This window comes from Branchiibius cervicis, assembly GCF_042661605.1.
Classification (GTDB): domain Bacteria; phylum Actinomycetota; class Actinomycetes; order Actinomycetales; family Dermatophilaceae; genus Branchiibius; species Branchiibius cervicis.
The window spans coordinates 2,920,364-2,941,299 of sequence record NZ_JBHSWJ010000002.1 but is presented as its reverse complement, the minus strand read 5'-3'; the positions used below and the strand labels follow the sequence as shown (position 1 = coordinate 2,941,299).

The 20,936-nt window shown below is 68.6% G+C and carries 23 protein-coding genes and 1 tRNA gene; 13 read left to right on the top strand and 11 right to left on the bottom strand.

Annotated elements, in window-relative coordinates; all coding sequences use genetic code 11:
* Positions 1–21: 21 nt before the first annotated feature.
* Positions 22–531, top strand: a complete 510-nt coding sequence (locus ACFQBT_RS15230) for a gamma carbonic anhydrase family protein (protein ID WP_377823920.1) — start codon at positions 22–24, stop codon at positions 529–531.
* Here the strand turns inward: ACFQBT_RS15230 and ACFQBT_RS15225 are convergent.
* Entirely contained in the window at positions 528–1,796 is a 1,269-nt protein-coding gene (locus ACFQBT_RS15225) for an AI-2E family transporter (RefSeq protein ID WP_377823919.1), read from the bottom strand. The two genes, ACFQBT_RS15230 and ACFQBT_RS15225, sit on opposite strands and share 4 nt — an antisense overlap.
* Positions 1,797–1,979: 183 nt before the next feature.
* Between ACFQBT_RS15225 and ACFQBT_RS15220 the strand changes: the two genes are divergently transcribed.
* From ACFQBT_RS15220 to ACFQBT_RS15210, 3 genes are read left to right on the top strand one after another with little or no spacing between them, the layout of a single operon-like run.
* The gene (locus ACFQBT_RS15220) at positions 1,980–3,191 is read left to right on the top strand and encodes a hypothetical protein (protein ID WP_377823917.1); all 1,212 of its coding nucleotides are present in this window, start codon (positions 1,980–1,982) and stop codon (positions 3,189–3,191) included.
* Positions 3,188–5,584 (top strand): hypothetical protein, encoded by a 2,397-nt coding sequence (locus tag ACFQBT_RS15215; RefSeq protein WP_377823916.1) that lies wholly within the window; start codon positions 3,188–3,190, stop codon positions 5,582–5,584. Before ACFQBT_RS15220 ends, ACFQBT_RS15215 begins: the two co-directional genes overlap by 4 nt.
* A 30-nt stretch (positions 5,585–5,614) precedes the next feature.
* Positions 5,615–5,836, top strand: coding sequence for a hypothetical protein (locus ACFQBT_RS15210; RefSeq protein ID WP_377823915.1), 222 nt, complete (start codon positions 5,615–5,617; stop codon positions 5,834–5,836).
* A 5-nt stretch (positions 5,837–5,841) separates the two neighbouring features.
* Here ACFQBT_RS15210 and ACFQBT_RS15205 read toward each other — a convergent pair whose 3' ends face one another.
* From ACFQBT_RS15205 to ACFQBT_RS15180, 6 genes are all read right to left on the bottom strand, one after another.
* Entirely contained in the window at positions 5,842–6,270 is a 429-nt protein-coding gene (locus ACFQBT_RS15205; protein WP_377823914.1) for an MscL family protein, read from the bottom strand.
* Positions 6,271–6,622: 352 nt separating this feature from the next.
* Entirely contained in the window at positions 6,623–7,267 is a 645-nt protein-coding gene (locus ACFQBT_RS15200) for an SAF domain-containing protein (protein ID WP_377823912.1), read from the bottom strand.
* Positions 7,264–8,082 (bottom strand): S-methyl-5'-thioadenosine phosphorylase, encoded by an 819-nt coding sequence (locus ACFQBT_RS15195; protein ID WP_377823910.1) that lies wholly within the window; start codon positions 8,080–8,082, stop codon positions 7,264–7,266. Before ACFQBT_RS15195 ends, ACFQBT_RS15200 begins: the two co-directional genes overlap by 4 nt.
* Before the next feature lie 83 nt (positions 8,083–8,165).
* The gene (locus tag ACFQBT_RS15190; RefSeq protein ID WP_377823908.1) at positions 8,166–9,065 is read right to left on the bottom strand and encodes an FmdB family zinc ribbon protein; all 900 of its coding nucleotides are present in this window, start codon (positions 9,063–9,065) and stop codon (positions 8,166–8,168) included.
* Positions 8,999–10,090: a potassium/proton antiporter gene (locus tag ACFQBT_RS15185; RefSeq protein ID WP_377823906.1), complete on the bottom strand. Its 1,092-nt coding sequence runs from the start codon at positions 10,088–10,090 to the stop codon at positions 8,999–9,001. The genes ACFQBT_RS15190 and ACFQBT_RS15185 overlap by 67 nt, the downstream gene beginning before the upstream one ends.
* A 44-nt stretch (positions 10,091–10,134) precedes the next feature.
* The gene (locus tag ACFQBT_RS15180) at positions 10,135–10,698 is read right to left on the bottom strand and encodes a 5-formyltetrahydrofolate cyclo-ligase (RefSeq protein WP_377823904.1); all 564 of its coding nucleotides are present in this window, start codon (positions 10,696–10,698) and stop codon (positions 10,135–10,137) included.
* 34 nt (positions 10,699–10,732) lie between these two features.
* Between ACFQBT_RS15180 and galU the strand changes: the two genes are divergently transcribed.
* The 6 genes from galU to ACFQBT_RS15150 all read left to right on the top strand — a co-directional run bounded on the left by galU (position 10,733) and on the right by ACFQBT_RS15150 (position 15,600).
* The gene (galU, locus tag ACFQBT_RS15175; RefSeq protein WP_377823902.1) at positions 10,733–11,671 is read left to right on the top strand and encodes a UTP--glucose-1-phosphate uridylyltransferase GalU; all 939 of its coding nucleotides are present in this window, start codon (positions 10,733–10,735) and stop codon (positions 11,669–11,671) included.
* A 3-nt stretch (positions 11,672–11,674) separates the two neighbouring features.
* Positions 11,675–12,853, top strand: a complete 1,179-nt coding sequence (locus ACFQBT_RS15170; protein ID WP_377823899.1) for a molybdopterin molybdotransferase MoeA — start codon at positions 11,675–11,677, stop codon at positions 12,851–12,853.
* 82 nt (positions 12,854–12,935) lie between these two features.
* A complete protein-coding gene (gene moaC, locus ACFQBT_RS15165) occupies positions 12,936–13,367 on the top strand; it encodes a cyclic pyranopterin monophosphate synthase MoaC (protein WP_377825519.1) in 432 nt (143 codons plus the stop codon).
* Positions 13,360–14,436 (top strand): GNAT family N-acetyltransferase, encoded by a 1,077-nt coding sequence (locus ACFQBT_RS15160; protein WP_377823897.1) that lies wholly within the window; start codon positions 13,360–13,362, stop codon positions 14,434–14,436. Before moaC ends, ACFQBT_RS15160 begins: the two co-directional genes overlap by 8 nt.
* A gap of 78 nt (positions 14,437–14,514) precedes the next feature.
* The gene (locus tag ACFQBT_RS15155) at positions 14,515–15,465 is read left to right on the top strand and encodes a hypothetical protein (RefSeq protein ID WP_377823895.1); all 951 of its coding nucleotides are present in this window, start codon (positions 14,515–14,517) and stop codon (positions 15,463–15,465) included.
* Between the two features lie 59 nt (positions 15,466–15,524).
* A tRNA-Ala gene (locus ACFQBT_RS15150) sits at positions 15,525–15,600 on the top strand.
* Positions 15,601–15,636: 36 nt separating this feature from the next.
* On the opposite strand, the gene ACFQBT_RS15145 is transcribed toward ACFQBT_RS15150, so the two are convergent.
* Both ACFQBT_RS15145 and ACFQBT_RS15140 read right to left on the bottom strand, forming a co-directional pair.
* Complete coding sequence (locus ACFQBT_RS15145; RefSeq protein WP_377825517.1) at positions 15,637–16,248, bottom strand: tyrosine-type recombinase/integrase; 612 nt, start codon at positions 16,246–16,248, stop codon at positions 15,637–15,639.
* A gap of 603 nt (positions 16,249–16,851) precedes the next feature.
* Entirely contained in the window at positions 16,852–17,016 is a 165-nt protein-coding gene (locus tag ACFQBT_RS15140) for a helix-turn-helix transcriptional regulator (RefSeq protein ID WP_377825515.1), read from the bottom strand.
* A 188-nt stretch (positions 17,017–17,204) separates the two neighbouring features.
* On the opposite strand from ACFQBT_RS15140, the gene ACFQBT_RS15135 reads away from it, so the two are divergent.
* Entirely contained in the window at positions 17,205–17,630 is a 426-nt protein-coding gene (locus ACFQBT_RS15135; protein WP_377823893.1) for a hypothetical protein, read from the top strand.
* Positions 17,631–17,656: 26 nt separating this feature from the next.
* Here the strand turns inward: ACFQBT_RS15135 and ACFQBT_RS15130 are convergent, their stop codons facing one another.
* Positions 17,657–18,241 carry a hypothetical protein gene (locus tag ACFQBT_RS15130; RefSeq protein ID WP_377823891.1) on the bottom strand — a complete coding sequence of 195 codons (585 nt, stop codon included), beginning with the start codon at positions 18,239–18,241 and terminating at the stop codon, positions 17,657–17,659.
* Positions 18,242–18,367: 126 nt separating this feature from the next.
* Positions 18,368–19,246, bottom strand: coding sequence for a hypothetical protein (locus ACFQBT_RS15125; protein WP_377823889.1), 879 nt, complete (start codon positions 19,244–19,246; stop codon positions 18,368–18,370).
* A gap of 138 nt (positions 19,247–19,384) precedes the next feature.
* Between ACFQBT_RS15125 and ACFQBT_RS15120 the strand changes: the two genes are divergently transcribed.
* Together ACFQBT_RS15120 and ACFQBT_RS15115 are read left to right on the top strand one after the other, a co-directional pair.
* Complete coding sequence (locus ACFQBT_RS15120) at positions 19,385–20,113, top strand: TIGR02391 family protein (RefSeq protein ID WP_377823887.1); 729 nt, start codon at positions 19,385–19,387, stop codon at positions 20,111–20,113.
* Entirely contained in the window at positions 20,110–20,931 is an 822-nt protein-coding gene (locus ACFQBT_RS15115) for a TIGR02391 family protein (protein WP_377823885.1), read from the top strand. The genes ACFQBT_RS15120 and ACFQBT_RS15115 overlap by 4 nt, the downstream gene beginning before the upstream one ends.
* Positions 20,932–20,936 lie beyond the last annotated feature (5 nt).

Sequence of the window (20,936 nt, the reverse complement as noted above, 5' to 3'; positions counted from 1 at the left end):
CACGCATGGTCGAATGACCGGATGATCCTCACTTTCGACGACCACCAGCCCGCCATCGACGACACCGCCTGGCTGGCGGGCAATGCGACCGTCGTCGGCGATGTCACCCTTGCGGCGAACGTCGGCATCTTCTACGGCGCGGTCCTGCGTGCGGACATGGACAGCATCCAGATCGGGGAGGGCAGCAACATCCAGGACAACTGCGCGCTGCACGTCGACCCGGGCCACCCGCTCACCATCGGCCGCAACGTGAGCGTCGGCCACAACGCCACCCTGCACGGCTGCACCATTGAGGACGACGTCCTGGTCGGGATGGGTGCGACCGTCCTGAACGGCGCCGTCATCGGCCGGGGCAGCATGATCGCCGCCGGTGCCCTGGTGACCCAGGGGGTCGTCGTACCCGCCGGATCCTTGGTCGCGGGCGTGCCGGGCAAGGTGCGCCGCGAACTCTCCGACGAGGAGAAGGCGGGCATCCTGCTGAACGCCGAGGTCTACCGCGAGCTCACCCGCAAGCACGCCGCGATCGGCTAGTCCTCGGAGGCGGTGCGGGCCGCGGCTTCCTGCGCCAGCTTGCCTTCCGCGGTGAGCGGGGTCAGATCCTCCGGGGCCGCGTCCCCAGTGCGCAGATCGATCTGTTCACTCAGATAACGCCACAGGACCGCTGCCGTAGCGGCCAGCGGAACCGCGAGGAACGCGCCGATGATCCCGAAGGTGTCACCGCCGGCAGCGATCGCGAGCAGCACGATCGCCGGATGCAACCGCATCGAGCGGGACTGCAGCAACGGTTGCAGCACGTGCCCCTCGATCTGTTGCACCGCGATGATGATGATCAGCGCGATGATCGCGGCGGTCAGCCCCTTGGTCACCAGGGCTACCAGGACCGCCAGCGTGCCGGCGACGAAGGCACCGACGATCGGGATGAACCCGCCGAAGAAGGTCAGGACGACCAGCGGTCCCACCAGTGGAACGCCGAGCAGGATCAACCCGATGCCGATGAAGGTCGAGTCGACGGCACTGACGATGGCCTGGGTGCGGATGAAGCCCCCGAGCGTGCCGTAGATCCGGGTCAGCACCTCGGTCAGGTGCGTACCGGCCCCGCGGCCGAAGGTGTGCCGCGCCCACGGCAGGAACCGGTACCCGTCCTTGACGAAGAAGAAGGTCAGGATCAGGGCCACGACCAGCGTCACCAACACCGACCCGGCGGTCGCGACCCCGCTGAAGACGCCGCTGGCGATCTGTTCGCCGCTGGATTGCAGCCGCTCGGTGATGGCTTTCACCGCGTCGTCGATCTGGTCGGGGCGCACGTGCAGCGGTGGTCCCTGCAGCCAGTTGCGGATCTGGTTCACACCCGTGATGGCGTTGGCACTGAGTTCCGGTGCCTGGTTGATCACCGACGGCGCCAGCGCCGCGAAGATGCCGATGATCAGGGCCAGGCCGGCGACCAGTGCGGTCACCGCCGACCACGTCACCGAGAAGCCGTGCTTACGCAGCCACCGGGTAGGCGGCCACAGCAACGTGGAGGCGATCAGAGCCAGCAGGACCGGCAGCACGGCGCTCCAGAAACGACCGACGATCTGCAGCAGCATCCAGGTCGCGATCAGGATGATGATGATCCGCAAACCCCAGCTGGCCATCCACCGCACGCCGTCACCGATGATCTCGGCCCGGTCGACGCCACGATTGTCCGAGCGGTCGACGGCCAGCGCGGTGTCGAGGTCCTCCTCCTGCGCCACCAGCGGGTCCGGATCGGCTTCGGAGCTCGGCACCGAACGCACTCCTTTCAGAGGCAGTCGCATGGACGTCTCCTGTCTGCGCCGAGGCACACGATGAGCGAGCGCGGGTCACGGCGTGAGCCGGTTGTGAGCGACGACACACTACGCGTCGGTGCCGTCGGCGTGCTCAAGGGTAACGACCGGCTGGCCGCTCGGGACCCTGAGGACGACCACGGCCTCAACGTCCCGGCGGGATAGCCTGTGGCAGTGAACGATCGACCCGACCGGAACGCCCTCGTGGACGCAGCGGTCGACGGTTGGTCGCGTCACCTCGTGGAGCTGGGCGGTCCGAACAATCTCCTGTGGGCCGCGCCGGGCGAAGCCACCGAAGTCGACCTGTCGCGGGCGCATCCCGGTGGCCTGGCCCGCCTGTTGTCCGGTGCCGTGGTCGGTCTTCCGGAGCTGGTTCGTGAGCCGAGCGCCCTGGTCACCCTGACCGCCCGGGCCGAGGCATTGCATCACCGGGTCGGCGTCCTGCGCGAGCAGGTCGGGCTGCACACCTGTTATCTGGCCATGGGTACCGCGACCTGGCACCAACCGGGTAGCACCCCTCGCGCTCCGGTCATCCTGTGGCGCGCTGACATCGGCCGCGATCACGGCGGACGGATCACGATCCAGCTGGTCGGTGACATCGAGGTCAACCCGGCGCTCACCTCCTACCTGCGGGCCCAGGGGATCGACCTGGACGACGGTGAAGTGCTTCGCGCATCCCGGTCCGGGGATGTCTTCGACCTCAGCTTCGCCTTCGACATCGTCGAGCGGGCGGCATCCCTGCCGCAGTTCCGCATCGAGCGATCCCGGCTGATCGATTCCTTCAGCTACGTGAAGGCGGCCAATGCGCGTGACCTGACCGGGCAACGAGCCTGGATCGGCACGCACGACGTCGTCGCGGCCCTGGCCGGCGACCCCGAGGCCGCGCAGCAGGTGGCTGCAGAGCCGCCGCGCGCCGTCCCGCTCCCCGTGCAGGAGGAGTTCGCGCCGCTGGACCTGGACGCGGACCAGCAGCGCGTCGTCGAGGCTGTCCGGGCCGGCGCCCAACTCACCGTGCACGCGCCTGCGGGGTGTGGCTCGAGCCAGACGATCGCGGCCCTGGTGGCCGGGTTGGCAACAGATGGCCGCCGCACACTGGTGGTGACCCAGGCCTGGGCCGACGGTGACGCACTGGTCGAACGGCTGGGGGAGGCCGGACTGGGCGACGTGCTGCTCGACGTACGTTCGCAGACGGCGGCCGACCTGACCGACCGGTTGCGCCGGCAACTGGCCGACCTGGCCGCGGGCGCCGATGAACCGGCCGCCGCGGAGCCCCCGGCCTGCCTGAGGAGGTCGCCGCACTGGAGCGACGGTGGGCGGCCGAGCACGACCTGCGTGCGCCGTGGGGCGTCAGCCCGGCACAGTGCCGCCGCGCGCTGGCGGACATGAGCGGTCAGGAGTACGTCGGGAGCGAGCGCCGGTTGCCCATCGACGAGTTGGTCGCGGTGAGCGTCGAGCGCGTCTACGGCCTCTCGGAAGCCCTGCAGGCCGCCGTCGACGCCGGTGCCTGGACGGGCGGATCGGCGAACGACCCGTGGTTCGGCGCCCGGGTGGTGGGATCCGATCACCGCGAGCGCACCGCACAACTCGTCGCCGAACTCGCCGGCGGCGGTCTGGACGCCGAACGCGAGACCATCACGGCACTGTCCGACGAGGTCGGGCTGGCCCGGCCCCGGTCGCTGCGTGAGGCTCAGGACCAGTTGGATCTGATGGCCGGGGTCTTCCAGACCTTGGAGGCGTTCACCCCGCAGGTATTCGGAGCCGGACTGCCGGAGATGGTGGCCGGCACCGCCGAGGGCGAGGACGCGCCCACCGATCTTGGGCTGTTCGAACGGCGCCGGTTGCGCAGTCAGGCCAAGCGGTTGCTGCGGCCCGGGACGAGCACGCACAACCTGCACGGGCTCCTGCAGCGGGCACTGAAGCAGCGCACCCGGTGGCAGGCGCTCGCCGGCAAGGGCAGCGTCCCCACGGCGCCGCTGCGCACGCCGCAGGTTGCTGCGCAGGTGGAAGCGTTGCGCGGCCGGTTGGAGTGGCTCGAGGCGCGGCTGGCGGGAAGCGCATCGGCCCGCAGTCTGGTCGACGCGGATTTCGATGAGATCCAGGTGCTGACCGAGCGGCTGCGTGACGCCGACGATCGGTTGGCCGTCGTGCCACACGTAATCGGTACCCTGGATCTGTTGCGCGCCAACGGTTTTGGCGACCTGTTGGACGATCTGGCCGCGCGCGACGCAAGCCCGGAGGAGTCCGGGTGGCAGGTGCGCTGGGTGTGGTGGAGTTCGGTGCTGGCGCACGCCCAACGAACGGATCCCGTCCTGGCGGCCCACGACGCGGACACGGCACGGGCGCTGGAGCAGGCCTTCCGCGCCGACGATGCCGCGCACGTGCGGGCAGGTGCGGCTGCGGTGCGTGAGCGGGTGCGACGACAGGTCGAGCGGGTGCGAGCCGACCTGCCGGATCAGGTCGTCACGGTTCGCAGCCGGGTCCTGCACCCGGGCGCCCTGCTGACCCAGGCTCCCGAACTGCTCACCGCGCTGCGGCCGGCGTGGCTGGTCAGCCCGCTCGCCGTCGCCGCGACCGTGGCCACCGGTCTGTGGTTCGACGTCGTCATCTTCGACGGCGGCGGCCAGTTGCCGCTGCCTGAGGCGCTGCCCGCGATCACCCGCGCGGGGCAGGTGGTCGTCTTCGGCGACCGTACGCAAGAGGTGGTGTTGCCGCGCGCTCTGAAGTCGCCACCGGCCACGTCCTTGTTCCAAGCGATGGAACCCCTTGCACCGCAACTGAACCTCGCCCACGACTACCGCAGCCGCGATGAGCGGTTGTCCGCGTTCGCGGCCGTGCGCCGGTACGCCGGGGAGGTCGGCGGCTTCCCGGCCGCCGGCGACGCCACCCCGGTCGCAACGATGACGGTGCATGAGGACCGCGTCGTAGCCGCCACCGTTGCGGCCGTCCGCGAGACGGTGGCTGCGCAGCCGGAGCGGTCGTTGCTGGTGGTGACCTGGACCCCGTCGCTGGCCGAGCAGGTCCGTGGCGAACTGCTGCGGCGCTTGGACGACCCGGAGATCCGCCGCCGGTTGAGTGCCGCCGAGCCGAGCATCGTGATCGGCGACCCGGTGACGACGCGTGCGATCACCGCGGACACCGCGATCGTGCTGCTCGCCGACGAGCGCGGTGGTGCGGCGCTGGTGCAGGCGATGGGCGCCGAAGGTGCCATGGTGCGGTTCTGGAGCGCGGTCAGCCGGGCGCGCCGGCGACTGATCGTCCTGAGCACCCTTGATCCGCAGACCTTCCCCGAAGACCGGCTGCGCACCGCCGGCGCGCGGACCCTTCGGGACTACCTGCGCTATTGCGCGGCGGGTGGCGATCCGCAGGCGTTGCAGGTCCAGTCACTGGAGCAGAGCACCCCGCGCCGCCGCCGACGGACCGCGTCGACCGGCAGCGTGCTCGACGCTCCGGTGCTGCCGGTCATGGTCCGGCACGAGGTGCCGGCGTTGATCGAAGCGTTGGCTGCGCAGTTGCGTTCGCGCGGGCTGACGGCGATCCCGTCGTATGGCGTGTCCGGGCGCCCGGTCGAGCTCGCAGTGGGCGGGGCGGACGGCCAGCTCGTGCTGGCGGTGGAGTCCGACGACAGCGACCACGGCGAGACCCTCCGGTTCCGACTGCGGCTACGCCCCGAGCAACTCGCAGGGCGCGGGTGGCACACCGAGACTGTCTACGCCCAGGACCTGCACCGGGACTTAGCCGCAGAGGCCGACCGGTTGGCGACGGTGCTGGGGTCGCTATGAGGCCGGGGTTGCCATGAGCAGGGAGTCGACGTGAATTCGCCCCGCCGGCGTCGCCGGGCGGTGCGACCGGCGACCGGAGGCGATCCGCAGCAGGAGGTGGCGATCGTCGCCGGCGACGACGACACCGATCAGCGCGAGCCGTCCGCCGACAACGCGAAAGCGGCGGCCCGTCGGACCGGAAGATCCGACGAACCGCCGCTCAGCGCTGCAGACCGGTGGCTACTGGAGCAGCGACCACCGCATTGGGACTAGGCGGTTCAGCCGTCCGCGGGGTCAGCGACTGGGCGGCCGCCGTTGTCATCACGCCCGTCGCGCAGCAGGGCGCGGATGTCGGCCAGGATGTCCTTGTCGGTCTCTTCCTTCTCGGGCTCTTCGATGCCGATCAACTTCTTGGAGCGCTCGTAGGGAACGATGAACAGGAAGTAGAGCACTGCTGCCGTTAGCACGAAGGTGATCAGGGCGTTGAGGATGGCTCCGATGTTGATGAACGTCGAAGGATTGCTCGACAGGATGCGGAAGCCGAAACCGTCGACGGCGTTCTTGCCGCCGAACGCGTTCAAGACCGGCTGGATGATGTTGTCCGTGAGCGACTTGACCAGCGCTGTGAACGCGGCGCCGATGACGAATGCGGTCGCCAGTTCGATGAGATTGCCTCGGAAGAGGAAGTCCTTGAAGCCCTTCAGCATGAAGTCTCCTTGATCGGGGTTATACGGTCCACGCCGAATCTATCGACTACGGCTCCGCCGATTCGACCGCATCACCCGCGTGATCGTGTGGTCCACGCCACAATGCGTCACGGAATCGGCCACAAGTGAACATCACGCAGCAGGATGCAACGCAAGGGTCAACCGGCCGCTGCCCGGCGCCTCTCGGTCCGGCCCGGGAGTGTGGCAGTTTCGTCGCATATCAAGGGCGACCGAAGCCGTTCCGCATGGATCACTGCCGGTTTCGTCGAAGATCGAGGTGTCCGGGGGCGGTGGCGAGCGGCTCAGACGTTGAGGGCACGACGGCTGCTGATGGGCTGCTCCGCGGCGAAGGTCATGCCGCCGGATGCAGGGCAAGGGTCAACCGGCCAGTGCCGGAGTCGTCACCGCCGGAAGCGACTGCGGCTGCGTCGGATCCACTCACCGACAGCAGGACTCGCGGCTCGTCCTGTTCGGTCCACGAGGTCGGCTCGGTAGCAGCGGAGGCCTGCACCACGACGGCGCCGGCGGCGGCCAGTTGCGCACCGGCGTACACATCGACCCGGTCACCGCGCTGCAACACGGCAGCGAGCGCCGGCTCGACCGGAACGCTGAGGACCACCCGGGAACCGGTTCCCGGCCACGTCCTGGTGTCGCGCACCCGCGCCGTCGTCACCGGCTCCCCGGCCCGCATCGGTGCATCGACGACGGCGCCGACGGCCTGGGCCGTGCTCAGCGGATCGGGGAGCGGCACGCTCGCCGGCCATGCCACGAATCGCAGATCGGCCGCGGTGAGACGTTGCCCCGCCGTCAGATCGTGCGCGGCGACGGCCACCGGCCGGGTGGCACCGGCGGAGCTGATCCGCTGGACGACCGCCAGCGCGGCGATCGCGACCAGGAGCGCGGCGAGGATCCGGCGAGCACGGTGCCGGCGGGCCGTCGCCGCGACACTGCCGCCCTGCCAGGAGTCCGGAAGCAGGCGGTGAGCCGCGAGTTTCACGGCAGGTCGAACGGCAACGCCAAGCCGTCGAGCGCGTGGCGACAGGCGCAGGACGGCGGCTCGGCGGTCGGGAGGGCGGGAATGGCGGCTGAGATGACCGCCCGCACCTGCTCGAGGTTGCGCTCGAAAGCGGCCATGACCTCCTGATGGGTGACGCCGTCGTCCTGCTCGAGCCCGGCGTCCAGATCGGTGACCAGGCAGATGGCCGAATAGCACAGGGCCAATTCGCGGGCGATCGACGCCTCCGGCATCCCGGTCATCCCGACCACACTCCACCCGGCGTGCTGATGCCAGCGGGATTCAGCGCGGCTGGAGAAGCGCGGACCGTTGATCACGACCAGCGTGCCGCCGTCGACGCACGGGTTGGGGATCTCCTGCGCGGCCCGAAGGAGCGCGTCCCGCCCGAGCGGGCAATAGGGATCGGCGAAGGCGACGTGCACGACGGGGCCCGGGTCGTCGTACACCGTGTGCGCTCTGCCCCAGGTGCGGTCGACCACCTGGTCGGGCACCACGAAGGTGCCCGGGCGCAGGTGCGGTTGCAGGGAACCCACGGCGCTCGGCGCCAGGACCTGGCGCACGCCCAGGCTGCGCAACGCCCAGAGGTTGGCGCGGTAGTTGATCCGGTGCGGCGGGTAGCGGTGTCCGCGGCCGTGGCGGGGTAGGAAGGCCACCTCGCGTCCGCCGATCTCGCCGATCACGATGTCGTCGCTGGGCGCACCGAACGGGGTGTCGACGCTGTGCCGCGCGGCGTCGTCGCCGAAGAAGGAGTACAGCCCGGAGCCGCCGATGATGCCGACGAGGGATTCGCTGCTCATGCCCCCGAATCTAGGGGCTGGCCGTAGCCGCGGCGATCAGACCCCGCGCCGGTGTGGACGACGCTCGCCGCCCTGTGGATGAGTCAGGCCGCGCCGCTGGCGGAGGCCGACGACGAGCCTGACGACGACGAGGACGACGAGGACGACGAGGATGCCGATGACGTCGAGGACGACGTCGACGACGCGCTATCCGACGACGCGGACGTGCTCGACGAGCCGTCGGAACCGCTGGAGCTGTCCGAGGTCTTCTTGTCGGCGGAGCTGCCGGCGGACTTCTTACCGGAGTCGCGGCTGTCGTTGCGGTAGAAGCCCGACCCCTTGAAGACGACACCGACCGCGTTGAACTGCTTGCGCAATGTGCCGCCGCACTCGGGGCAGACGGTCAGCGCGTCGTCGCTGAATGACTGCACGACGTCGAAGGCGTGCCCGCAGTCCTTGCACGCGTACGAATAAGTGGGCATGCCGTCAATTCTACGAACGATCGGGGGTGCTTTGCGCCAGCCCGCCAGGCGGCCCCCGGCGCTGACCGCCTGGATCCGTCGCAGAGTCGCGGTGCGGGAATTCGACGTGGTAACGACCAGCAGTTCGTCGCCGTGGCGCAGGACCGTGTTCGGCCCGGGTACGGCGCTCGTGCCGTCGCGCACGACGAGCGTCACCGCCGCGCCGGCGGGCAGCCGCAACTCGTGGATCTCGACACCGCTCAACCTGGACTCGGGGCCGACGCGCACCTGCAGCAACTCGGCGTGCAACTCATCCAGCGGCGTCGACTCGACCTCGACGGCGACCGTGTGCGCAGTGGTGGCAATCCGCAGTTTGCGAGCCAACCAGGGCAGCGTCGGCGCCTGCACGATGGTGAAGACCACGACCAGGACGAAGACCAGGTCGAAGATCCATCCGGTGTCCGGGGTGCCGACCGTCAGCGGAACGGTCGCGAGCACGACCGGCACCGCACCGCGCAGACCCGCCCAGGACAGGAACGCCATTTCGCGGGGGTGAAGCGGAACGGGGCCAGGCTGACCAGCACCGACAGCGGCCGGGCGAGCAGGAGCAGGACGACGCCGATGACGATCGCGGGGACCAGCTGGTCCATCAACCGCTTCGGTGAGGCCAGCAGACCCAACATCACGAACAACCCGATCTGTGCCAACCAGCCCAGGGCCTGGGCGAAGCTGCGAGTCGCCTGCCGGTGCGGCAGCCGTTGGTTGCCGATGACCAGGGCGCACAGGTACGCCGCGATGAAGCCGCTGGTGTGCGCGAGGTCGGCCACGCCGTACGCCAGCACGGTCAGACTCAGGATGGCCAGGGAGAACAGAGCCGAGGAGGTCGGGGTGACCCGGTGGGCGATCCACGACCCGGCCCACCCGATGGCCAGACCGATGGCGGCGCCGCCGACCAGTTCCAGGCTCGCTTCGATGACGACCAGCCACCACGGGCTCTCGTTGCGGTGGGCCGCCCCTTCGGCCAGGGCGACGACGATCAGGACCACCGGGGCGTCGTTGAAACCGGACTCTGCTTCGAGGACTCCGGTCAGGCGGTGCGGCAGGGGCACCCGCCGCAGTACGGAGAAGACCGCCGCTGCGTCGGTGGAGCTGGTGATGGCACCCAGCAGGAAGGCGACCTGCCAGTTCAGGTCGAGCAGATAGTGCGCGGCGACACCGACGACGGCGACCGACACCAGCACGCCCACGGTGGACAGCACGGCGGCCGGGGCCACACTGCGCCGGATCGAACTCCAACTGGTGGTCAGACCACCTTCGGCCAGGATGAGCGCCAGCGCGGAATACCCGAAGACCTGGGTCAGCCGGGGATCGCTGAACTGGATGCCCAGCCCCGCCTCGCCCAGGATCAGACCGATGCCCAGGTAGAGCAGCAGCGTCGGCAGCCCTGATTTGTTGGCCAGCCGCACTGCCGCCACCGACACCAGCAGGACCAGCGAACCGATGACCAACGTGCGGGTCAGGTCCTCCGGCGTGAAGGAGGTGATGGCGCTCACAGAGGAGGGCAGCATGCGGCAGGCCTCCTCGTGCGTTTGGGGTCGGTACGCCGATTCTCTCAGCCGGGCAGCGGTAGCCGCCGCACGCCCCGCTGCGGGGTCAGGACGGCGTGCACCGCTTGGTCGTGGTCATCCGCAGGTACGGCGTCGCGCACTTCGGACTCGAACACCACTGCCAGCCGGACCGCTTCGGGGTCGGCACGCAGCAGGGCTCGGTCGTAGGAACCGCCGCCCTGGCCCAGCCGGTGGCCGGTGGCATCGACCGCAAGCGCCGGCAGGACGATCACCGTGACGTCGGCGATCGCGTCGACCCCGAGGTCCTCTCCGCTGGCCAGGTCCCGCCACGACAGGTCCTTGTCAGCCAACATGATCGGAGCGATCACCGTGTGCCCGGCGGCCTGGAGGGCGGCGATCATCTCCTCGGTGGGCGGCTCGGTGGGGAGGGACTCGAAAACCGCCACGCGCGCCGTACCTGAACCGGCCAGGTACCCCATCAGGTGCGCCGCGAGACGGTCGCCCAGTTCGCGCCGGCCGGCTTCGTCGGCGGCGGCGACCCGCTCCCGCCGCGCCGTCCGCAGTTCGCGGCGTAATGCGACCTTCGCCGCAGCTTGTGACTCGTCCACCTGATGAGTGTCGCGGACCGCATAGGGTGAGCGCATGATCTCGATCGAGGACCCGGTCCGCAAGGCAGTCATCCCGGCCGCGGGATTGGGGACCCGGTTCCTGCCGGCCAGCAAGGCGATCCCCAAGGAGATGTTGCCGGTCGTCGACAAACCGGCCATCCAGTACGTCGTGGAGGAGGCCAACCGCTCCGGCATCGACGACGTGCTGATGGTCACCGGCCGCAACAAGGCGGCGTTGGAGGACCATTTCGACCGGCACTGGGAGTTGGAGCAGGCGCTGGAGAAGAAGGGTGACAAGCTGCGGATGGCGCGGGTGCAGAAGTCCGCGAATCTCGGCAACGTGCACTTCATCCGCCAGGGCGAGCCGCTGGGCCTCGGGCACGCGGTGCTGTGCGCGGAGGCGCACGTCGGGTACGAGCCGTTCGCGGTGCTGCTGGGCGATGACCTGATCGACGAGACCGAGCACCTGCTCCTGGACATGATCGCCGCCCGCCACGAATTCGGTGGCTCGGTCGTGGCGTTGATGGAGGTCCCCGAGGACCAGATCCACCTTTACGGCTGCGCGGAGGTAGAGGAGCTCGACGGTGACGTCGTGCGGGTGAAGTCGCTGGTCGAGAAGCCGGCTGTGGGCGAGGCACCGAGCAACCTGGCCATCATCGGTCGCTACGTGCTCGACCCGTCGGTCTTCGAGATCCTCAAGCACACCGAACCCGGCCGCGGCGGGGAGATCCAGTTGACCGACGCCCTGGTGGAGTTGGCCGGTTCGCAGGAGAAGGGCGGCGGCGTCACGGGAGTGATCTTCCGCGGGCTGCGCTACGACACCGGTGACCGCCTGGACTACCTCAAGGCGGTCGTGCGGCTGGCGGTCCGGCATCGCGACATCGGACCGGAGTTCCGGGCCTGGTTGCAGGCGTGGGCCGGCTCCGACGAGGCGCTCGGCCGCTCGGGCAAGACTGCGCACCTGGGGCATTGAGGGGTGCTGACCCCGGAGGAGTACCGCACACTGCTGTGCGAGCGCGTGCCGCTGCTACCGGCAGTGCAGGTGCCGCCCGCGCTGTCGGTGGGTTCGACGCTGGCCGCCGACGCGGTCTCGAGCGTCCTGCTACCCGGCTTCGACAACTCGGCGATGGACGGGTACGCCGTGCGGGCCGCCGATCTGCCGGCGACGCTGCCGGTGTCGCTGGACATCCCGGCCGGTGACACCCGCACCCTGCGCCTGGAGGCCGGCCAGTGCGCCCGGATCATGACCGGGGCGCCGCTGCCCGCGGGGGCCGATGCCGTGGTCCAGGTCGAAAACGTCGTCGTATCAGGCTCTTCGGTGCAGTTCCCGGCGGCCGTCCCGGTGGGCACCGCGGTGCGCTCGGCCGGTTCCGACGTGAAGCCCGGTGACCTCGTGCTCGCCGCCGGGACCCGGATCGCGCCCACCCAGCTGCCTGCGTTGTTGTCCTGCGGCGCGTCCGCGCTCTCGGTCCGCCGGCCCGCCCGGGTGGCCGTGATCTCGACCGGCGATGAGTTGCGCGATTCCGGATCCGACCTGCTGCCGGGGCAGTTGGTGGACTCCAACGGACCCACGATGGCGGCGCTGGCAACGGCAGCCGGGCACGAGGTGACCTTCGTGGGACGCGTCGGGGACACCGCCGAGGAGGTACGCCGGGTGCTCAGCGCCGTCGCCGAGCGCGCCGATGCGGTCATCACCTCCGGGGGTGTGAGCGCCGGCGCCTACGAACCGCTGAAACTGGCCTTCCAGGACTCCGGCGAACTGGACTTCTACTCGGTGGCGATGCAGCCGGGCAAACCGCAGGGCTTCGGAATCCTCGACGGCACACCGGTCTTCGCGTTGCCGGGCAACCCGGTCAGTGTGGTCGTGTCCTTCCTGGTGCTGGTGGCGCCGGCGCTGCGGGCGATGAGCGGCGACGACGCACCGATCCGCACCGTGCACGCGCAGGCCGCGGCGCCGTGGCGGCGGGTCGATCATCGCTCCCAGTTCGCCCGGATCCGTTTCACCGACGACGGGCGCGTCGAACCCGCCGGGGGTCACGGTTCTCACCTGATCGGCGGTCTCGCGGGAGCCGACGGACTGGCCATCGTGCCTGCCGGATCACCGGACATCGCGGTCGGCGACTGGGTCCGCGTCATTCGGTTCCCCGGCCGCTGAAGGTGACGGGCGGCACAATAGGCACGTGACCAGCAACGAGGCTCCCCGGCTGACCCACGTCCGGGCCGACGGCACGGCCGCGATGGTCGACGTGTCCGCCAAGCCGGTGACCGCCCGCAGCGCCTCGGCCCGCGGCGTCGTCCTGCTGTCGTCCGCCGCGGTCGCCGCCCTGCGTGACGGGACCGTGCCCAAGGGAGATGCCCTCGCGGTGGCCCGGATCGCAGGGATCCAAGCCGCCAAGCAGACACCGGCACTGATCCCGCTGGCCCATCCGATCGCCGTACACGCGGTGTCGGTGGATCTCGTGGTCCACGACGACGGGGTGCAGATCGACGCCACGGTGCGCACCGCGGACCGCACCGGAATCGAGATGGAAGCGCTGACCTGTGTGAGCGTCGCCGCGCTGGCGCTGATCGACATGGTCAAGGCGGTCGACAAGCACGCCCGGATCACCGACGTGCGCGTGGTCGCCAAATCCGGTGGCCGGTCGGGGGATTGGGCCGAAGATGCCTGAGGCCGTGGTGATCACCTGCTCCAACCGCGCCGCCGCCGGCACGTACGCCGATCGCTCCGGTCCGCTCTTGGTGGACGCTTTGCGGGGCTGGGGTTTCCAGTGCGCGGCGCCGGTCGTCGTACCCGATGGGGATCCGGTGGGTGAGGCGCTGCGAGCGGCGATCGCGGGCGGCGCGGACGTCGTACTCACCACGGGCGGTACGGGATTGACGCCCACGGATCAGACTCCGGAGCAGACCCAGCCGCTGCTCACGCGAGAGGTGCCGGGCATCGCTGAGGCGCTGCGGGCCGCGGGGGTCGCTGCGGGGGTTCCCACGGCGATGCTGTCCCGGGGGCTTGCCGGACTGGCCGGCCGCACGCTCGTGGTCAACCTGCCGGGTTCGTCCGGGGAGTGCGGGATGCCATCGCCGTGCTGGAGTCGGTGCTGGCGCACGCCGTCCAGCAGATCGGCGGCGGTGACCATGGGTAGGGCCTGGCCGGTGCGGCTGGCCCAGGACTGGAACGGCACGCAGGTCGTCTTGCGGCCGTTGCGGGTCTGGGCCGACAAGCGGGAGTTCATGGCCTTGCGCGAAGCCAACGCGGCGTGGACGCGGCCGTGGGATTCGACCTCACCGCGCGGGCCGCGGATCGTCAGCTTCGCCGAGCTCGTGCGGGAGCAGAACGTCGAGGCGCGGCACGGCCGGATGCTGCCGTTCGCGGTCGAGGTGGACGGGCAACTGGCCGGGCAGATGCACCTGTTCGGGATCACCCGCGGAGCGCTGCTCTCGGGGGCGGCCGGCTATTGGATCAGCCAGCGGTTCGTCGGGCGCGGGATCACCCCGTGCGCTCTGGCCATGTTGATCGATCACGCGTTCAGCGCCTGCGGACTGCATCGGGTCGAGGTCAACATCCGGCCCGACAACGCCCGATCCCTCCGGGTGGCAGCCAAACTCGGGTTGCGCGACGAGGGGACCCGCGAACGCTACCTGCACATCAACGGGGAATGGCACGACCATCGCAGCTTCGCGATCACCGTGGAGGAGACCGGCGGCGTGCCGGTGCTCGAGCGGCTGCGAGCAACGGTCGGTTAACACACATTGCAGGCACAGAATCCCCGACACACCAGGCAAATCCGCGGTTTCCACGCCGGCAGACCATAACGTCGGAGCGTGCCCGCGCCCAGCAGTTTGATCTTCGTCGTCATCATCCTGATCTGGGCTGCCTATCTGTTGCAGCACTGGATCCGTCGCCGCGAGGCGCTCGCGACCGCGCGGTCGGTGGATCGCTTCTCGGAGGCGATGCGCGTGCTGGACCGACGCGGTGTGATTGCCGACAGCGGCGCGGTCGCCATGCAACTCGACGGTGCGCAGGCGCGGCCCGCGCTACCCGCGGTGAGCGTCAAACCCGAACGCATCTCGTTGCGTGCGGGATCCCTCCCGGCGGCCCCTGTCGCCGCGGTCACAACGACGGAAGAGGTTGCCGTGCAGGAGAAATCGACGATCATGCAGGCGCCGGTCCGGGTCGGCAACCGGGTGATGAAGGCACTGGGCCGGTTGGACCGTCGCAAGGTGCGCGGGATCTGCCTGCTCGCCTCGCTCGTGCTGCTGGTGATCACGACGGTGCTGTCGCCGTTCGGTTTCGTGCCGTGGTGGTCCCCGGTCGTGATGCTGCTGGTGACCGCCGGTGTGGTCGCGTGGTTGCGTTCGGCGGCGCTGAAGCAGCAGGGCGCATCGGGTGTACGCCGGCCTGTGACGCCGCGCCCGGCCGTGCGGGCCTCGGCGCAGGTGGGTGCGCGCCGCCAGCCGCTGCAGGCGCCGGTCGCGCCTGCGGCCGTCAACACGGTGGAGCCGGTGTACGCACCGGTGCACGAGGTGTACGACGTCGCTCCCGCTGTGACGGCGTCCGTGGCCGAAGTGCCTCAGCCGTTCGATAACTCGTGGGAGCCGGTCCAGGTCCCGCGACCGACGTACACGATGAAGGAAGCGGCGCCGCGTCCCGCGCCGGCGCCCGCCGCGGTCACCCCCTCCTACGCCCAGGTGCCGGTCGAGGACCTGCCGTTCGACGGGCTGGCTCTGGACCTGGAGGACGACGACGTGCGTCCGGTCTACCGCGCCGGCTGAGGTCCCTGCGCCGATTCGGAGCCGCGGCGGCGGCGGTGTTATGGTTGCTTCCGCTTCAAGGGGCTGTGGCGCAGTTGGTAGCGCGTCTCGTTCGCAATGAGAAGGCCAGGGGTTCGAATCCCCTCAGCTCCACCAATCAAAATCCCCGGAATACCGGGGATTTTTGGCGCTCTACGCACCATCCTCCTTTCGTGTTGTTTCGGGTTGTGTGCCCCCGGTGTGCCCCGGGGTGTTCAGGAGGTCGAGCGCGGCTCGGTCAGCGCCCGTGCCCAGGTGATGCAAGTAGATGTTGGTGGTGGCGATTGATGCGTGCCCCATCCAGGTTTGCACCGTCACCACATCGACACCGCGGGCAAGCCAGAGGCAGGCGGCGGTGTGGCGCAGGTCATGGATTCGGCGCCCGTTCGCAACCTTCGCCCAGTGAGATGTCCGCTTGAACGCTGAGGCGTGCAGCTGCGAGCCACCGCTTGTGGTGACCAGGAGGTCGTCTAGACGTTTCCCTTCGGTCATTGCGTCGAGGAGTGGGGTGACCCTGTTCGCTATGGGGACCCGGCGCACGCGACGCGATTTCGTGGTCTTTACTTCGACGCCTTCTGGGGCCGCGCGCTCCACGATCAGCATGCGCATGGGGACCCTGATCAAGTCGCGCACCCGCAACGCGCGAAGCTCGGACCAGCGCAGTCCCGTCCATCCGGCGATAAGTGTGATGTCGGCGAGGCGGTCGTCATAGACACGAATTGCGGTGGCTAGCGACTCCAACTCGACCTCGCTGAACGGGCGCATCCCCGTTGGGGTCGCAGAAGACCGCGGCACTTTGGCCTCAAGGACCGGGTTAGTCGTGATCAGGCGCTCCCGGACACACCATGCGAAAAACGCCGACAGCGACGCCCGGTACCGCGACACGGAGGACTCGGCCAGACCGCCCTGGGACAGAGTCACTAATGCGCGCTGCACCTCGCGTTGTGTGACTGCGCCAACAGACAACGCAGACAGCGACGGGGGAGTGAGCCGAGACAAGGCCGCGTCTGCGGTGGCAGTCTTCGTCGCGACAGTCGCCCTGCGATGCTCAACCCATTCGGGGAGCAACGCGCGCACGGTCTGCCTCCCCCACGAACGTCGAGGCCACCTCTGATAGCTGCGGATTGGCGGCGCTCCCACTCGATCGCTTCCCGGCGCGTATCGAAGGTCCTGCCCGTGACGTACTCGCGGCCCGATTTGATCACCGCCCGCCACCGACCGGACGGTTCTTTACGGACAGTCACGACAATGCGTCGGCTAGCAGGGCTTGAACCTCGCGAGCTTCCGACCAAGTGAGCGTGGTCGTTGTCCCGTCAGGGAGCCACAGGCGTACCCCGGACCCGGACACGGAGATGGAGATGGACATAGTCATCTCCGTGTCCGGTTTCCGACCCACGCATCGACGTCCGCGCGGCGATATCGCGGCGAACTGTCGGTGAGGGCGACCCATCGTGGGCCTCTGCCTTTCTGCCGCCAGCGGCAAAGGGTGGCCGAGCTGACCGCCAATAGTTCAGCGACCTCTGCGGAGGTCATCAGGCGGTCATTGGTCCCTATGACGGTCGTCATCGTCGCCCTCCCTTTCCGGTGCGGCCTGCTGGCGTGACACCTGCTATACTAAAAAGAACCGGTATCGTCTTTTTTCGCTAACAAGGCGATATTACATCAGTTTGTAACGAGGGCAACCGTGGCCCGCCCATGTAATAGTTCACGAGGGGGAGTCTGTGACGGGTAACGAGGCCGACGCGGGTGGACCGTTGATCGTTCCAGCGGGACTCCTGGCCGATATGGTGTCGCAGCTCGGGGCCGCCACCGCGGAATTGATCGCCGCCGTCGAGGCTTGGGAACAGGCACCCACCGACCGACAACGGGTCGCAGCCCTCGAGGACGCGATGGCTGCGCTGAAGATCGTGCGCAACGGAGCGGAGCTGGCCGGGGAAGGCCTCGCACCGCATTTGCACGCGGCCGGGGTCTCTGACCTTCGGGTCTCCCGTCTCGCTGGAATCTCCACCACGAAGGCTCGGGCGTGGACCCGCGGGGTCCGTGCCCCCGCGCCCATTCGGGGACATCAGCGCCGGGATGATTCCCTCGTGGTTCTGCCAGCGCCACCGGAGAGTGGGCAGGGTGGTTCGCTGTCAGGTGATTCGTGAGTGGTGTCCCTGAATCAATCCCCCGGCTAGGCGGCGTGGTCACATCCCGGGCGGGTACGGGTATTGCGTTGGTGAGGGGGTGGGGTTCGCATGACCGTGGGTGTTTCGGAGCGGACAGGGTCCACTAGTCCCCACCGTTCCCATCGAACGCCGACGGCGTCCACGAACGTGATGTTGATGCTCGGGTCGTAGCCGGTGTCGTCCATGTCGAGGGTCAGCGGTGTGCGCCGTTGATCGGCGTAAAACGCCACCTCCACTTGCACCGTTGTACCGGCCGGGAGGAGCCCACCCCACATAGTTAGGGGCAGCCCGTCGTAGTCACCGTCGGGGACGAAGGCTGTCGCGTAGAACCCTTTCGCTGCGCACACGGTGTGGGAGGGCGCCCACGCACCAACGATTTTCAAGGCGCGCACGGGCTCGGCGCTGGCGTTGTGCACCTCAAACAAGGCACTTCCCGGTTGCGTCGCGACCCCGGTGAGTAGCTGGGAGGTGATGAGGCGTGCCTGTCTGCTGTCGGCCGCGAGACGCTCGTCGCGGGCCATCTGCACCTGTTCGGTCGCCGCCTCCACTGCCTTCTTCGATGGGCCTAGCTGCCGGACCGCGGCCCACACGGCCGCGACGGTCCCTACGGACGCAACCCAGGTCGGGACATCACCCCAATTCACTGCCACCCAGGACCTCTCTTGGTGACGTAGGAACGATCCGGTCCCCGCGAGTCGAGATGGCTTTGTGGGGGCTCACGGGTTAATCAACCCAAGGACGGCGTCGGTGGCCTCCGTGATTTCCTTGCCAACTTCCTTGCCCAGGCCGTAGGCCGTGAGTCTGGCAAGGACCGGCAGGGTCTGCTTCACCCGGTCCCACAATCCGCTGCGCGCGTCGGCTTCGACAACATCTGCCTGAGCAACGATGATTTCGGTTTCGTGGGGGTCGTCGGCTGCGCGGTCGGCGGCGTGTTCGCGGATTGTCTGTAGCAGTGCGAGCACCTGGGCGAGGTGGTCCTCACCGGCGCCGATCGACACGTTCGCGGTGTTGTGGTCGCCCTGTTGCACAGCGGCCACGTTGCCGGTGAACTGATTGTTGTACGTGTTCCCTGGGCTGACAGCGTTCCCATTCGATCTCAGTTCGATGAAGTCGGCTGGGGCGTAACCGGATTCGATACACGCCAAGCCCAGGTCGGTGACTTCTGGTCTGAGTAAACCTGGGCCAGAGTGCGGAAACCCGTTGATCAATCCTGCGTCGTGCAGAGTCTTCGTGGCGCGGCCCAGCTCCTCCTCGGTGAACGGCCCGCCGGGCCCTTCGATTGCGGTGCTCGTAGTCTCCGTGAGCTGAGCGCCGTTGACGGTTCCTGAGGTGACGGCGTCAAGCAGCGCTTGCTGAACCTGGCGGCGCCTCAACCCAACTTTCACTTTCTGGGCGCCCGCGCTGCGTCCCTCCGGGGTCAATCCGAACGTCCACCCTCCCGAAAGACGGCTGTCTTTGACGATCCAGCCTCGCTCGGTGAGGGCGCGGTGTGCGTCCGCCTGGTCGGCCTCGGAGAACTCCCGGTCGGACAGCGCGACGTCATCGGTTTCGGCAGCGAGCAACGAATCCAGCACAAGCCACGTCGAGAACTTCATTGGGGACACCACTGCGACCTCCTGCTATACGAAATGCTGGCTCTGTGAACCATCCAACACCGGGGCGCCGACAGCGGTGGCCGTGAATGCGGTGAGAGGCACGCGGGGTGGCGGGGTGTTGGGGCACACTTCAGAACTGTGACGAAGCTGGATGTTGACTGGGCAGTCAAAGAACTCGACGCGTTCCTCAGCGTGACCGCTCAGGTCGGCTACGCCAACACTGGCGGCGTAATGGTTCTCGGCACCCACATGAGAGGCGCGGGGACCGAAGCAGCTGAGCGGGCGTATGTCGTCGAATTGATCCTCGATCAAGCCATTCCCGGATGGGCAGTTGACCGGCCCGTCAACGACCGCGATTACAAGTGGTTGCGGGAGCAGGCTTCTCGCGGGAAGGCGGCGCTCCAGTGGGCCGCGGAACTGCGCGACCGGCTGGGGGACGGCGCGCCCGAAATGGACGCCGGGAAGCTACATCCATGGGCGTGGGAGAGTGCGTCCGCGCTGTGGCGGACTGGCCATTACCACCAAGCGGTGATGCAAACCGCGATCCGTGTGAACGCTGAAACCCAAGCGAAGCTGGGGCGTCGCGACATCAGCGAGGTGGACCTGTTCAACCAGGCGTTCTCGCGTGACGATCCGAAACCGGGTGCGCCGCGGCTGCGGTTGCAACCCGACGATGGCGGCGATACCTACAAGAACCGGCACCGGGGTGCGCGAGCCTTCGCCGACGGGCTCTACTCCGCGATCCGCAACCCAGGGATGCACGAACTCGCAGCCCACCACGGTGAGGAGCAAGTTGCTCTCGAACAGCTCGCCGCGTTCAGCATTCTCGCTCGCTGGGTGGACGAAGCGGCCGTGGAGACAGGGTGAGCGAACAACCATGGGGCGAAGCCGTGATCACCGAGGTGGCAGTGGTTCTCGGCGACACCGACACTGGACTGACCGGCGGTCAGATCGGTGGCCTCCTCGCGCGCCTGAGGATCGCCGACCCATCGCCCGCCGCCTCTAAACGGGTGCGGCTCGCTGACGCACTCATCACTCGGCAAGCCCGCGACGGTAATCCGCAGCGAATCATCACCTTCATCAACGCCGCGATGGAGCCGGTCGCCTATCGGGACCGACCCGAGCTATTCACTCTCCGCCGGGACCGGTTGAATGAACGGCTCGCGTTCGTGGGTTTGCGGGTCAACGATGAAGGCAAAGTCGCCCGCGGCCGACAGGTCTCCACACTGGATGAGGCGACCCGGGTGGCGACCTCGCTGCGCGACGAACTGCGGCGGAGAGCGACCCATCCCGAGGTCCTGCGGTACTGCACCATCGAAATTCTGAAGAAGGCGCACTTCCACGCTTGCCTGGAAGCAACTAAGAGCATCCTCGACAGGCTCCGCGACCTCACCGGCGCGGCAGGTGACGGCGCCGACCTAGTAGACGAGACCCTCGCGCTCGGCAAGAGTGGCGTCCCCCGACTGGCAATCAACACCCTCCGCACACGAACCGAGCGAGACGAACAGACTGGCCTGGTGAACCTGATTAAGGGGCTGATCGGGCTGTACCGGAACCCGACCGCGCACGACCCGCGGCTGCGACGACCCATGAGCGAAGCGGAACTATTGGAAGTGCTCACGATGATCTCGATGGTCCAGCGCCGCCTCGATGACGCTGCGGTTGTTGCCGCCCCCGAGGAGTAGCAGCC